Origin of the sequence: uncultured Gimesia sp., assembly GCF_963972345.1 — a bacterium.
Classification (GTDB): domain Bacteria; phylum Planctomycetota; class Planctomycetia; order Planctomycetales; family Planctomycetaceae; genus Gimesia.
Genome location: NZ_CAXAVM010000012.1, coordinates 26,997 through 42,486 on the forward strand (window position 1 = coordinate 26,997; position 15,490 = coordinate 42,486).

The window sequence follows — 15,490 nt, forward strand, 5'->3', positions numbered from 1 at the left end:
CATCACGATGAATCATAGCGTCTCCCGATCTATTATACTCGGTACAAATGGCCTTGGAGACGCTACAGTAAAACTGGACACAGTCCAGCGGATTATACACATCCGCTCGAATCTGAAAAGCAGAAGAACGAGCAGGAAGCCAGATTGGATGAATGAAAATCTGAAAACGGTCCCCATGTACTGAAAATCCGCAACTCCTGCCGGGTCATATTCCTGTTGCCTTCCCGGAACCACTGAATAAAAGGGGTTCGATATTTGTATCTTGACTCGCAGTCGCCATTCGGGAAACTGCGTTGACTTGTGTCGCGCGCGTGTCCAGTTCTGCGAGCACTGGAATTGTCAGCACCTGCGCGGCAGAGCACCACAAAAGTCGCTTGTTGCAGCACGCTGGATTCAACCGACTCTGCCACCTGTTCCCGATGAGCAGTTCAAAAAGCTGCGGGTCGACTCGGTTCGCTCCGCCATCGTTTCGCAGTGGTGCCGTTTCAGCCACGATCACCCCGGTATCGCGACTTATCGCCTTGACTGGTGAACGCCGATCGACAGAATCCTCCATTCGTAAACCCGGTACGACAGAATGACCTCCCCAAAGTCTGAGTGTCAGGGTGCCAGACAGCAGCGCGCAGATCGGCATGGAAGCCACCTTCTTGATCAGGTACGGGAAAAAGAGCCAGACGGACATGAACAATCAGCCTGGGCCAGCACAATAAATAGGCTGGATTCTACCTGAAAGTCGCGATCGCCCTGCAGATAAACAACGGCCAGCAGTGATCAGTGCTGTTGCCCCCTGGTTTTTAAGGTTTTTCAGGGGGCAATGAGCGGAGTTTTACTGAACATTAATAACCATGAATCTAGCCGGTGATGCTTTAAGTATTCTTTGTAACGACTCCAGATTACGGTAGTATACATGTCCCTGCACTGCAGGTGTCCAATTGTTACAGCAGCGCGATTCACAGCCGGATATTTCTTTATGTTTCCATTCCACTGGTTAACCACTCTCCAGCAGCAATACCGTAGCCGTTTCAGAAAGAGCGCGCGGCTCAGACAACACCGGAATCGACACGCCTGCACCCCCTGTATCACGCGCGCCACTCCCCGCCATGCGGTCGAGTCGCTGGAAGACCGCACGTTGCTGACCGCTTTCACAGTGGTGAATACGGATGACTCCGGAGCAGGCAGTCTTCGCGACGCGATCGAACAGGCCAATGCAAGTGCCGGTGCAGATACGATCTCGTTTGATGCTGCGCTGGCGGGTGAATCGATTGTGCTCTCGACTGAGCTGCAGATCACAGATGACCTGACAATCACCGGTCTGGGGGCCGATCGACTGACCCTTGATGGAAACGGCGACAGTCGGATATTCAACCTGAATAATTGGATTGCAGATGAGGCAATCATAGTCGAAATAACTGGTCTGACTCTGACAAATGGATCCGCGGATAGTGGGGCTGCGATTATCAGTTACGAATCACTGTCTCTTTCGGGGATGGTTTTCTCAGACAACATAGGATCTTCTAGAGGAGGGGCCATATACTCCGATGACTGGCACCTCTCAATCAGTGACTCAGAATTTCTGCGAAATACATCCCGGTCCGGTGGTGCGATTTATAGTCAGTCAGCTTTTTTAAACGTGGAACGTGTCACTTTTACAGGCAATACTGTAACTGGAAACAGGGACGGTACAGGAGGAGCCATCACTAACATTGCTGGTTCAATGAGGGTCACCAACTCATTTTTTTCTCAGAATACTGCATCTCGACTGGGGGGAGCGATCCATAATTCGCAGTACAGCAGCGCTCAGATTTCCAACACGGTCTTCTCGCAGAACAGGGCTCAGAGTGGTGGGGGAATCAGTAGTCTGGAAGCGTTTCTGAATGTGGCAGATAGTACGTTCACGGAAAATCAGGCAACCGAAAACGGAGGTGCTGTTTTTGTTAAAGTTTATGAAAGCGTTGTCATAGGATCACAGGCCACGATTTCAGGCAGTACATTCTCTATGAACTCGGCAGGAAATTCTGGAGGAGGGATCGCCAATCATTACGGAACTCTGATCGTGGAACATAGTTTCCTGCATGCCAACAAGTCGCTGGTTATCGGTGGTGGCATTGACAACAGAGGGACTCTCACACTCCTGGGCAGTACGCTTTCTGAAAATACCGCCGACTCTTTTGGTGGGGCCATTTCCAATATACAGGAGGGGACTGCGACGATTTTTAACAGTACGCTCTCCGGAAATACCACCTTTTTTCTGGGGGGTGGTCTGTTCTCAGTCACTGCGTCCCCTGTCACGATTATCAACAGCACGATTACGGGTAATTCCGCTGTGACCTCAGGCGGCGGGCTTTACGTTCAAGGTTCGAAACCACAGATTTCCAACACGATCATCGCCGGAAATCTTGCGAATAGGAGTGCACAGATCTTCGGAGCTGATACCGGTTCAAAAAATATCGTTCAGGAAAGTGTTGAAAACCTGATCGATCCCGTCCTGCGCTTCAGCGGAGGGGCAACTCCCACCCATGCCCTGCTGGCAGGCAGTGCGGCGATTGACGCGGGCAAAAATAATGCAGCCACTCAGGTCGGCCTTAACACGGATCAACGGGGGGAAAACTACGCGCGAATCAACGCGGGAACCGTTGACATCGGGGCGTATGAGTTCAACGGATATACCCTGGTTGTCGATACCCTGTCCGACGAAGATGACGGTAACTATGCCACCGGTCAGCTATCTCTGAGAGAAGCGATCCGTCTGGCTAATGAAAGTCCTTTTACAGAGACGATTGTCTTTGAGGATTCCCTTTCCGGGCATACGATCATTTTCAGTCAGGAAATTGCCATTACTGACGATCTGAAAATCATCGGACCGGGCAGAGATCAACTGACCCTCGACGGGAACGGCGACAGCCGCATTTTCAATATCAGTGACGGAGTCCAGCAGACCAGAATCCTGGTCGAAATCAGTGGCCTCACACTGACGAATGGCTACGCCGAAAATGGGGGTGCCATCCGTTGTCTCGAAAATCTTTCAATCGTGGATTTGACGATTACCGGAAATACTGCCCTGGAAAACGGGGGAGGGATTGTTAGCGACTTCGGTATTGTGACGATTTCCAATTCCAGTTTTACTGCAAACCAAGCCTCACGAGGCGGCGGTATCAGCAGCGATGCCGGACTACCGAATATCTATTCGAGCGTCTTTAATATCACCTCAAGTACCTTTGCTGAGAATATTGCCAGCGATAAAGGGGGAGGTCTTTACGTATCTGCCTATGGCATGGAGATCTATGATTCTGATTTCACACGCAATTCAGCCGAATCAGGAGGTGGCATCTTTATTCAACAGGCATACAACAAACCACTGATTTATAATTGTCGATTCACTGATAATACGGTGCTCAGATCTGGTGGCGGCATCCACAATGCGACTAGCGATTTGAGAGTCTATTATTCCAGTTTTACAGGCAACGCTGCAACAGGAAGCCCGTACTGGGGGGTAGGTGGGGGCCTGTATAATTCGGGATATTCAGTGCAGATATGGGGTTCGATCTTTTCCTCAAATACAGCGATATCGGAAGGGGGAGGAGTCTATCTTTTCGGAGAGGCGGACATCGGGTACACGCAATTCTCCGGGAATTCCGCTTTGTATGGTGGCGGGCTTTATTATTGCGGAATTACATTGTCAATTTATGATAGTTCTTTCATTGAGAATGTTGCCCTGAGAAATGGCGGAGGCATCAATCATCAGGGACTGGAACTGGAACTGGAATCGATCCGCTTCATCGGGAATACTGCAGCAGAGTTCGGCGGCGGTCTCTTCAGCCGGGGAGATCTGCTGGTCCAACGCAGCTTATTTACTGAAAACACAACGGGCACTTTCGGTGGTGCTGTATACGCCAACTCCGCTGGAACCACTACGATTTACAATACTACACTTTCCGGAAACACGGCATTCGACCAGGGAGGCGGCTTTATTCCAGAAGCAATTATCCAGTGACCGTCATTAATTGCACAATAGTTGGAAATACTGCGACCAATAAGGGGGGCGGGATTGCGATTTATAACATCAAAGGCAAGCTGCCGGCTAACATGGTTTCTCCCATGGTTACAAACACGATTGTTGCCGGAAATACTGCAGCCTCTGATTCCCAGGTTTCAGGACCATTTTTCAGTGACAGTAATATTATTCAGGACAGCATCCAGGGACTGCTCGATCCGGTATTGAGAGATCATGGCGGCCGGACAAAGGTGCACACCTTGCTGCCAGGCAGTGCTGCCATCAATGCTGGTAACACCTCGATTGTATGGCTGACAGGATTGCATAAAGATCAACGGAGCAATTTGGAGATTCCTCGAGTTGTCGAATGGATCGTTGATATCGGTGCTTTTGAATATCAGGGACCATTTACCTATTTTGATTTACGTGTTGTGGAGACAGAAACTCCAGTCACAGGCAATGGTGAGACGGAATCGATTCCCTTGGGGCTTAGCGTAATTGATGAGTGGCAACCATACTGGCTGGAAATCTGGGTCAGTTCATCCACGTTAGAGTCAGGCATATTCTCTGTTTCTCTGAATTTCAGTTACAACACTGCGATTACTACCGCCACTCGTATTGAATTCGGCTCAGCCTTCACACTGAACCAGGCGGGTACTATCAACGATCAGTTGGGAATGATCACAGGGTTGTCCGCAGAGAGCAGTCTGACTGATGTCGGCGACGATCAATACGTTCTGTTTGCCCGCATTCGGTTTGAGTCAACGCCAGAGGATGGCATCGACCTGGACAGCAGCAGACCGTTTCTGACTGTCGCCGGTACTGAATTCTCTATCGATCAACCAGAGATCCGCTTTGTGGGAGGCGCGGAAAGTGAAGAAATCATCTATGCCTTATCTGACTTCCAGATTCAGGCGAACCCGTTTGATTTGAATGATGATGAGCGGATTAATTTTCGTGACCTGCAGATCTTTATGAACGCTTACAGGTCGCAAACAGTCACACAAAATAATAACGTGAGTCAGTTCATAGACTATAACCAGAATGGGCGTGTCGATCTGAACGATCTGATTCTCCTGGCCATGAAGTGCGGTACGACTAAAAAACAAACAATGTCGAGCACTGTTCTGATGAACGGAGATCAGCTGTTAACCCTAGAAGCTCCCGCAACATCAACCCAGGTGAAAACACGAACGGTCACGCAGAACGCTGCAGAGACAGTACTGGAATCCGTCGTCGAGCAAATCAGTCCGCAGCTGACGTCTGATCAACGTGAAACACTGGAGGCAGTGAATATCGAAGTCGTCGACCTGGCAGCAGGCACTCTGGGCCGCGCGGTTCCGGGTACAATTTACATCGACGTCAACGCCGCCGACGATGGCTGGTTTGTGGATGCGACCCCCGCGGACAACAGCGAGTTTTCCTCTGCCAGCGAACTCTCATTGATCGCCTTACCCGACAGTGAAGCGGCAGGGTACGTTGATCTCTGGACCGTCATCCTGCACGAACTTGGGCACCTGCTGGGTTACGATCATGCAGATGATGGCGTCATGCAGGAAAGTCTGACCCCCGGCGAACGTCGCCTACCGGACTGGAACGAAGAGACCGATGATTTTTTTACAGGGCTGACTCAAGGGGCAGAAATGATAGGCTTCTAACTGGACTGAGACAGACCTTGACTGACATGAAAGACAGGATCTGTTACAAAAGTCTCGCACTGTTTATTTTCCACTAAACGACTCTGATACGACCGATCTGAATCTTTCCAGATCCCAACTCGGATTTATAAATATGTTTCGCTCACAGTGGCTGACCTCACTGGCCCGCCAGCTCCGCAACCAATGTTCCCGTTCCCGGTACTCGCGCCGCCACCAGCACCACGGCTTTCACAAGCCCTCCGCCCAGGCACTCGTTTCCCGCAAGGCAGTAGAGTCGCTGGAAGACCGCACACTGCTGACCGCTTTCACGGTGGTGAATACGGACGACTCCGGCGCAGGCAGTCTCCGCGATGCGATCGAGCAGGCCAATGCGAATGTCGGCGCGGATACGATTTCCTTCGACTCTTCACTGGCGGGTGAGACGATTGTACTGAGCGATGAGATATTGATTTCCGATGACGTAACGATTACCGGTTTGGGGGCTGATCAGCTCACGCTGGATGGGAATGGAGACAGTCGGATCTTTAATATCGACGACTCTCTCTCGGAGTCTGAAATCATTGTCGAGTTAAGTGGCTTGACTTTGAGCAATGGATTCGCAATTGATGGCGGGGCGATCCTCAATTATGAAAACCTCACGATCACGGACTGTATCGTATCGGGGAATAGTGCATCGAATAGCTTCTTTCATGCAGGCGGCGGTATTTATAGTGCGGCTGGCTCCCTGACAGTCTCAGGTTCTTTATTCTCTGGAAATTCAGGGTATAGCGGAGGAGGGATTGCTACTGTCAACACGATGCTGACGGTGACGCACAGCACGTTTTCAGGTAATACAGCGCAGGAAGGCGGAGGCATAAATTTTGAGTCACCCTATCAGAATGACATCTATACTGCGTCTGTAACAAGTTGCAGATTCTTACAGAACAATGTTACTGGTAACGGTGCCGGAATTCTCTTCGAGCATGGTCAGGCATCTGTTTCAAACAGTATTTTTACGGGCAACATTTCCGACAGAGTTGGAGGAGGGATTGCAAACTACTGGACTACCTTGTTCGTAGAGAACAGTACGTTTCATCAGAACTACGCCAGAGTATATGGTGGCGGAATCAGTAACGGTGGAATATTTTCTTCAGAGGGAGGAGGAGACCTCACTCTTCTCAGTAGCACACTTTCAGAAAACAGTACAGTTAATAACGGTGGTGGATATTACTCTAATTACGGTCTGACCAGGATTTTCAACAGCACGCTTTCAGGTAACAGTACGCTTCATTCAGGGGGAGGGATCAATGTTGGCAGGCCAATCTACGTGGATACGTACTCTGCTCCCAATGTCGAAGGCCCTGCAGAACTGGAAATATTCAACTCCACAATCACAGGAAATACAGCCAACCATAGATCCGGGATTTACACGATATATCAGATTGAGGTTACGAATAGTATCATAGCAGGAAATCCAGCAGACGAATCTTATCCACAAAACTCAGACAAAATCACTGCCACCAGCAGTATTATTCAGGACAGCATTGAAAGCCTGCTGGACCCGGTGTTGAGAGACAATGGCGGTACTACGAAAACACATGCATTATTACCGCTTAGCGCTGCCATTAATGCCGGTGACAATTCCACAGCTTCAAACGCGGGGCTCATTAATGATCAACGAGGAATCGGTTTCCCAAGAATATTTGATGGTATAGTTGACATCGGTGCTTTTGAATCGCAGTCATTGCACTTTCTCGTCGACTCTACCCTGGATACCGATGATGGCAACTATTCCGCCGGAAACTTATCGTTGCGGGAAGCCATCAAACTGTCGAATGAATCAGCGTCGGTTGATACCATCACCTTTGATGCCAGCCTGTTTGATCAGACGCTCCTGCTTTACAATGAGCTGGTGATTACCGATGACGTGACCATCATCGGCCACGGTGCCGCGCACCTGACCCTCAGCGGCGATGGAACCCGCCGGCTCTTTCGAATTGACGATGGGGATGCTGAGACTTCCATCAGCGTGGAGTTGAGCGACTTCACACTGGCAAATGGGTTCGCTTATTACAACAGTGGTGGCGCCTTCACAATCTGGAATCACTGTCCGTTTCCGATGTCGTGTTTGCAGACAATCAGGCCAGCATTTTATATGGCGGGGCTATTTTCAGTGCCGGCGACCTGACAGTGACGAACAGCACGTTTGTCCGCAACTGTTCAGATTACTATGGCGGCGCCATTTACAGTACCGAAGGTTTATTGTCGATCACGGGCTGCGATTTCACAGAAAATCAATCGGCCTATGCGGGAGGCGCAATCGTCGTTCAAAACGGTAACCTGACGGTTTCTGGCAGCACGTTTTCGGAAAACAGCAGTGCTACCTTAGGAGGGGGGATATTCATCAAGGAGGGAGTTTTAATCGTCAGTAATACGGACTTCACAGAAAACAGTTCAGGAACAGGAGGTGCGATCTATCATCAGATCTCGTCGACCTTCCCTCCCGTCTTTACGGAATTGACCATCACGGACTGTACCTTCCAGGGCAATACGACAACCTCCAGCGGAGGGGCCGTGTTTTATTTGTCGGCGCTTTCTGTGTATGGTTCCTATTACACTGCTTATGTTGAAAACAGTCTCTTTTCAGAAAACAGCGCCATCTCAGGCGGCGCGCTGTTTTTAAGTGGAGAAAATATTCTTGTCACAGGTTCCACCTTTTTTAAAAATTCGGCAAAGTTCTACGGCGGGGGCATCAATAGTGAAAGTGATAACCTGACGATCCAGAGCAGTCTGTTCGAAAAGAATTCTTCGAACTACTGGGGAGGAGCAATTTTTTCAAAGAGGTCCCTGGTTCTCCAAAACAGTACGCTCTCCGGCAATACAGCTGAACAGGTCGGCGGCGGCATCGCCTTTAATAACATGGGCTATGACTGGGAGATCATTAATTCCACTTTGACCGGAAACGCTGCCTCCAGGATCGGGGGCGGTATCTATGTGTTTCCCGGTATGTATGGGACGATCACCAATTCGATTATTGCCGGTAATACGGCTGCTTCGACTCCGCAAGTTGTAAACTCTGTCACAAAAACAAACAGCATCGTCCAGGAGAGCGTGGCAGGTTTGCTCGATCCTGTTTTGAGAGACAATGGCGGCGTTACGAAAACACACGCGCTTTTACCAGGAAGTGCAGCCATCAACGGCGGTGACAACAATGCTCTGGATGACACGAACCAGTTGATCATCAACCGCAGAGCCATCACTCAGGACCCGCGCGGCGAAGGATTTGAACGCATTGCAGGTGAGACCATCGATATCGGTGCCTTCGAAGTGCAACACACGTTTGCCCAGGTTGAGTTGCGGATGGTCGACGAAAAGACGACCACTCAAAGCAATGGAGAGCAAACGACTCTTCCGGATAACCTGACCTGGATTGATGAATGGAGCGGTTACTGGCTGGAAATCTGGATCAGTACTCCCGCGGCGACCGATCTGGGAGTGTTGTCTGCAGCCATGAACCTGAGTTACAACACCGCGATTGCCACCGCTGTCAGTATTGAATATGGGGCTGCATTTAACCTCAATCAAACAGGAACGATCAATGATCTGACCGGTTTGATTGAAGGTCTGTCTGCTGAATCAAGTCGGACCGATGCGGGAGACGATCAACGGGTGCTGTTTGCCCGCATCCGGTTTGAATCGACGGACAGTGATGGCATTGACCTGGATCTGACAGGTCAGCTCATGATTCCGCAAAGTCCTGAGTTCACGGTTCACCAGACCGAGGTGCAACTGGTGGGCAGCATCGCTACCGAAGAAGTACAGGGGCCTGCCCCCGAAACGCTGGTCTTCGCGAACCCCTATGATCTCAACGATGACGACAAAATTAACTATCGTGATCTGATCCTGTTTGTCAGTGTCTATAATTCTGACCCCAGGGAGGTGAGTTCCGACTATGCCTGGTTCGCAGATCTGGATCAGAATCATAATGTCAACTACCGCGATCTGATCTCCCTCGTCGGTAATTACGGTAAGAGTAAAGCCAATCAGTCGACGGTCAATTATCCCCAGGGTTTCCCTGATACCTGGAACAGACATTTAACAGTCGAGACCACACTGTTACCACAGTTGAGTGCCAGGCCTGTCGAGCAGGCGTCAGCGGAGTCCGTGTTGAGCAACGTCGTTGAGTCTCTCGAGCCGCAATTGACACCAGCAGAAAATGAAAAACTGGCGCAGGTTGACATCGAGATCGTTGATCTTCCCGAGGGCGTGTTAAGCAATACCGTCCACGGTACGATCTATATCGATGTCAACGCTGCCGACTATGGCTGGTTTGTGGATGGCACACCCGACGACAACTATGAATTTTATGCGTCAGGACCTTACACTTTGATTGCCGTGCCTTCTGGTAGCAGTAGTGCTTTCGGAACCATTGATCTCTGGACCGTCATCCTGCATGAACTGGGACACCTGCTGGGCTACGAACATGCAGACGTCGGAGCCATGCAGGAAAGTCTGACCCCCAGCGAACGTCGGCTGATGGACTGGAATGATAGTGCGGACCAGTTTTTCATGGAATTTCCCACGCAATCGTTATTAACGTCATTTTAGGTGTACGTATGAGATCGTGTGTTCGTGGAACGAGACTGTGACCAGTTTTACTGTCGCATCTCCAGAATCGTTAGGGTCGATAAAAATAGATTGAGAGACGCCAGGGTTTAATGTGTTGCGCTCTCGTGAGAAGACAGGGAAAATACGTTTGTATCCTCTCTGATTTATGATAGTATACGATCTACTCGACACAAAATATTTAAGTGTCATTCAACCCAATTTAGATTTCTAGAACGCATCACATTTAACCCTGGCGTCTCCCGAGCTATTATGCTCGGTCCAAATGGTCTTGGAGACGCTACAGTAAAACTGGACACAGTCTAGAACCCACTCACTAAACTCCACTCATTCCAGTCAGTTGTGACGACACAACTGCCAGTCGGAACAGGGTCCCAGTAAGACAACCGGATCACTCTCAATCATGTTAGTACAACAGTGGCTCACCTCGTTGCAGAACCAGCTCCGTTCCCGATTTGCCCGCTCTCCCCGTGGCCGTCGTCAACAGAATCGCAGGCTGAAAACCCCGTCCGCACAGGCACTGGTTTCCCGCAATGTCATTGAGACGTTGGAAGACCGCACGCTGCTCACCGCTTTCACGGTGGTGAATACGGATGATTCCGGTGAGGGCAGTCTTCGTGCCGCCATCGAAGCCGCCAATGCGAACGCCGGTGCGGATACGATTTCGTTTGATGCAGCGCTGTCAGAGCAAACGATTGTATTGAACGATGAGTTATTGATTTCCGATGACTTAACGATTACCGGTCTGGGAGCGAATCAGCTCACACTGGATGGCAACAACAACAGTCGGATTTTTAATATCGATGATGATTCCGATGCATCAACAATCTTAGTTGAGATCAGCGGTCTGACGTTAACAAACGGGAATTCCAATACCGTTGATACTGAATTGGCAGACAATGGTGGCGCCATTTTCAGCACCGAAAATCTGCTTGTTGAGAATTGTGTCTTTATCGGCAATACTGCCGGATCGGGTGGGGCGATCTATGATGATGCCAGTTCTTTAACAGTGCGAGGCAGTCAGTTTATCGGGAATACGGCAGAAGAAAGTGATGGAGGCGCTATCTATCACAGTGAAACGTTCCCTTACCCGGAAGACGGTGAACGGTTATTGATCGAAAACTCTCAGTTTGCAGGCAATCATGCCCGGTTCTCAGGGGGAGCGGTTCTGCTGCGCGATGGAATCAGTATCGTCACTGGCAGTACCTTCACTGAAAACACGGCAGAATTTCCCGGTGGTGCCATCGCAAATATCTTCGGCGACCTGACCGTGAATGACAGCAGTTTTATCGAGAATCATACTGATTTCAGCGGTGGGGCGATCGATAACAACGGTACGCTGTTCGTTTCCGGTTCGACTTTTGACAGGAATACTGCGGATGTCAATGGCGGTGGAATCTACAGCCAGGGAGCGGAGAGTGTCACCATTTATAACAGTACATTCTCCGGAAACAGCAGCGTGTCCAACGGAGGTGGAATTTTTGCACTCGGCAGCAAGCCCGTTTCTATTATCAACAGCACGATTGTTGGTAATGTGGCTGCCGGAAGTGGGATCAGCAACGGAGGCGGAATCTATCTGTTTAGCACCGACCCTACCTTGATTTTGAATACCATCATCGCAGGTAATCAAGCCGACTCAGGTCAGCAGATTGCCGGCGATTTCACGGGCACTGCCAACATTATCCAGGAGAGTATCGCTGGTCTGCTGGACCCGGAGTTGAAAGACAACGGCGGTCCCACCAAAACGCACGCGCTGTTGTCAGACAGTGCCGCGATCAACGCCGGAGATAATATTGCTGCGACCAATGCAGGACTGACAACAGATCAGAGGGGAACCGGTTTTTCCAGAATCGTTTCCGACATCATTGACATTGGTGCTTTCGAATCGTCCGTCGTGGAACCAGTCGATCTGGTCGTCAGTACCACCTCCGATGTAGTCGATGGAAATTATTCACCCGGCCTACTGTCGCTTCGTGAAGCCATTCAACTGGCGAATTCCACTTCCGGCGCGGATACGATTTCGTTCGATGCCTCGCTGGCCGGGCAGACGATTGTGCTGACCAGTGAATTGCTGATTTCGGATCACCTGACCATCACCGGCCTGGGGGTCGATCAGCTGACAATCAGCGGTGACAATGACAGCCGGATTTTCAATATATTTGATGGTCAAGTTGATACTTTGATCGATGTGGAAATCAGTGGTCTCACACTGACGAAAGGATCTTCCACGCAGGGCGGAGCAATTTATAACTACGAAAACATCGTGCTGACAGACACACTCTTTACGGAAAATAAAGCCAGCAGTGAAGGGGCAGCAATTTTTTCCGGCCAGGGTAGTGTGTCGATGTCGGAGAGTAGACTGTCTGCAAACATCGCTGATCGCGGGGCAGGAATCTTTGCGATCAACAGCATTCTGACACTGGATACATCCACATTCTCCGGGAATACCGTGACGAGAGACGGATCCGCCATTTATAACATTTTCTACACCCCATCCCTGGAACTGAATCCTTCGACAATTACAGGGTGCACCTTTGTAGATAACACAGCAGCCGGCAATGGTGGAGGAATTTATAATTCCGGAGGCATCATCATCGTGAGTGACAGTACGTTTTCTGAACAAAAAGCAGTCCTGGGAGGGGGTATCTATTCGAAGACTAATGGATATACGGGAAACATCTCAGTCATCAACAGCACGTTTTCAAACAATACCGAGGTCGAATCCGGAGGAGGAATTTATAGTGATGGAGTCGGTCTGTCAGTGGAAGATTCTTTCTTCACAGGCAACGTAGTATTCGGAGAGAACACAAATGGTCTGGGTGGAGGCATTTATATTACAGGTGGCTCTCTCACTGTAACCGGTACAGAGTTTTCTGATAATGTGGCCTCCAGAGGCGGTGGAGGGATCTATTCGGGGGGCAACGAGTTTCTGACCATTTCAGCTTCAACTTTCAATAGAAATCAATCCCGCTCAGGTGGCGGAATTTTTAACAATAACACGACGTTGAGCATTCTTGACTCTCGCTTTACGGAAAATCAGGCGTTAGTGACTCCTGGAAAGGAATATCTGTCGGCCGTTGGTGGTGCTGTATTTAACTCTTATGCTGTGGCTACAGCAGCGGGGGAAATGGATACGCTCATTGCCAATACGGAGTTTACTGGTAATTATGCCGATAATGCAGGGGCTGCCATACAACAATCATTTGGTTTTATCACCATCAACAACAGCTTGATTACTGAAAATCTGGTCGGCACAAGTGGAAGCGGCATTCATAACTCATTTGGCCAGATGACAGTGCATCAAAGTACGATTTCAAATAATAAGTCTCTCGGAAACGGGAGTGGAATTTCCAATAACGGAACGTTGCTGCTTTCTGAGAGTACTGTCGCTGGCAATATTGCAACTTATTTTGGTGGGGGGGTCTATATTTCGTCCGACGGAACGACAACCATTTCCAATAGCACGCTCTCTGGAAATCAGTCTGCAAGAGACGGAGGGGCTCTATATGCCAATACTAACCAACCTTTGAGCATTATTAACACGACCATCACCGGGAACTCTGCAGTTCGCGGCGGTGGAATTCGCGCCGATAATGTCATTCCGGCACTCACGAACAGCATTATTGCCGGAAATACAGCGGATCTCGAACCGCAGCTTTACAGCAATTACACGAACGTGAACAGCATTGTCCAGGACAGCATTGTCGGCCTGCTGGACCCAGTTCTGCGCGACAACGGCGGTCCCACAAAAACGCATGCCCTGCTGCCCGGCAGTGCTGCCATTGATGCCGGCGATAATACAGCTGCCACCGCCGCCGGTCTCACAACCGACCAGCGTGGGGAAAGTTCCTCCCGGATTGTCGACGGAACGGTCGATATCGGTGCTTTCGAAGTTCAGGCCCCGTTTGCCCAGGTAGATTTACGCATCGTCAGTTCGGAAACGACAACGGAAGACAATGGTGAAGTCAGCGCGCTTCCTGCAAACCGGGAGTGGATCAATGAGTGGGGCGGCTACTGGCTGGAGATCTGGATCAGTTCGCCGTTGGCAACCAGTCAGGGAATCGCTTCTGTCAATTTCAACCTCAGCTATAACACTGCTGTCACCACTGCAGTCGCCATCGAATATGGTGCTGCATTCACAATCGGACAGACAGGAACCATTAACGATCATACCGGCGTCATCGAAAACCTGTCTGCAGTAACCAGTTTGAGTGATGTCGGCGATGACCAGCCTGTGCTGTTTGCCCGTATTCGTTTTGAATCTGAATCTGCTGATGCAGTCGCCCTGGATGTCGAAGGTCAGACTCTGAATCCACAGAGCCCCTCGATTCTTGTTGACTCTTCCGAGATTCTGTTTGCAGGTAGCGCTGCCAGCGAAGAAGTAAATGGACCTGCTCCGGAAACGACCATCTACGCGAACCCGTTTGACCTGAATGACGATGAGCTGATTAATTACCGTGACCTGATGCTCTTTATCCGTGCCTTCGGTACCACTCCAGGCCAGTCCTCAAACCACTTTGCCTGGGCAGCCGACTACAATCAGAATGGGCGGGTCGATTTTCCCGATCTGCTCGCGATGGTATTCAACTTCGGCAAAAGTAAAGAGGGTGCCATCCCCATTGATTACCCGGCAAACTTTCCGGAAGCCTGGAACCAGTTGCTGACGGTCGAGACACAACAGCCGCTACAGACAACAGCAAAATCGGTAACACAGGCTACTGCTGAGACCATGCTGGAATCAGCCAAAGCGGAACTCAGTCCGCAATTGGACTCAGAACAACGGCAAGTGCTGTCTGAGGTAGATATCGAAGTCGTCGAACTGGCAGCAGGCACTCTGGGCCGCGCGGTTCCGGGGACAATTTACATCGACGTCAACGCCGCCGGCTATGGGTGGTATGTCGATGCGACCCCCGCGGACAACAGCGGATTTTCCTTTGCCAGCGAACTCTCATTGATCGCCTTACCCGACAGTGAAGCGGCAGGACACGTTGATCTCTGGACTGTCATCCTGCACGAACTGGGTCACCTGCTGGGCTACGAACACGCAGACGATGGCGTCATGCAGGAAAGTCTGACCCCCGGCGAACGTCGACTGGCGGACTGGCAATCTGAAACCGATGCTTTCTTCGGCACTCTGACGGATGATGCAGAACTGAGCGTTTTCTAAATCAGATCTTCTTTGAAAGGTGTTGCCAGTTTTGGGGAATGATTCGCTTCCCGGTTGCGCCTGGCTTAG

6 protein-coding genes are annotated in these 15,490 nt (G+C 50.3%); all 6 read left to right on the plus strand.

Translation table 11 applies throughout. The features are described 5' to 3' along the window. Positions 1 to 298 precede the first annotated feature (298 nt). The 6 genes from AACZ40_RS03625 to AACZ40_RS03650 all read left to right on the plus strand — a co-directional run bounded on the left by AACZ40_RS03625 (position 299) and on the right by AACZ40_RS03650 (position 15,421). Entirely contained in the window at positions 299 to 532 is a 234-nt protein-coding gene (locus tag AACZ40_RS03625) for a hypothetical protein (protein ID WP_291168092.1), read from the plus strand. 438 nt (positions 533 to 970) lie between these two features. Then, positions 971 to 3,991 carry a choice-of-anchor Q domain-containing protein gene (locus AACZ40_RS03630; RefSeq protein WP_339673320.1) on the plus strand — a complete coding sequence of 1,007 codons (3,021 nt, stop codon included), beginning with the start codon at positions 971 to 973 and terminating at the stop codon, positions 3,989 to 3,991. Next, positions 3,988 to 5,649, plus strand: a complete 1,662-nt coding sequence (locus tag AACZ40_RS03635; protein ID WP_339673322.1) for a choice-of-anchor Q domain-containing protein — start codon at positions 3,988 to 3,990, stop codon at positions 5,647 to 5,649. The genes AACZ40_RS03630 and AACZ40_RS03635 overlap by 4 nt, the downstream gene beginning before the upstream one ends. Positions 5,650 to 5,782: 133 nt before the next feature. Continuing rightward, a complete protein-coding gene (locus AACZ40_RS03640; protein WP_291168096.1) occupies positions 5,783 to 7,816 on the plus strand; it encodes a choice-of-anchor Q domain-containing protein in 2,034 nt (677 codons plus the stop codon). Beyond that, positions 7,753 to 10,236 carry a choice-of-anchor Q domain-containing protein gene (locus tag AACZ40_RS03645; protein WP_291168097.1) on the plus strand — a complete coding sequence of 828 codons (2,484 nt, stop codon included), beginning with the start codon at positions 7,753 to 7,755 and terminating at the stop codon, positions 10,234 to 10,236. The genes AACZ40_RS03640 and AACZ40_RS03645 overlap by 64 nt, the downstream gene beginning before the upstream one ends. A gap of 421 nt (positions 10,237 to 10,657) precedes the next feature. Continuing rightward, positions 10,658 to 15,421, plus strand: a complete 4,764-nt coding sequence (locus AACZ40_RS03650) for a choice-of-anchor Q domain-containing protein (RefSeq protein WP_291168099.1) — start codon at positions 10,658 to 10,660, stop codon at positions 15,419 to 15,421. Positions 15,422 to 15,490: the final 69 nt, after the last annotated feature.

Excerpts from the sequence above, each read along its gene's own strand:
- AACZ40_RS03650 (WP_291168099.1), top strand. The coding sequence starts at position 10,658 with ATGTTAGTACAACAGTGGCTCACCTCGTTGCAGAACCAGCTCCGTTCC.
- AACZ40_RS03630 (WP_339673320.1), top strand. The coding sequence starts at position 971 with ATGTTTCCATTCCACTGGTTAACCACTCTCCAGCAGCAATACCGTAGC.
- AACZ40_RS03640 (WP_291168096.1), top strand. The coding sequence starts at position 5,783 with ATGTTTCGCTCACAGTGGCTGACCTCACTGGCCCGCCAGCTCCGCAAC.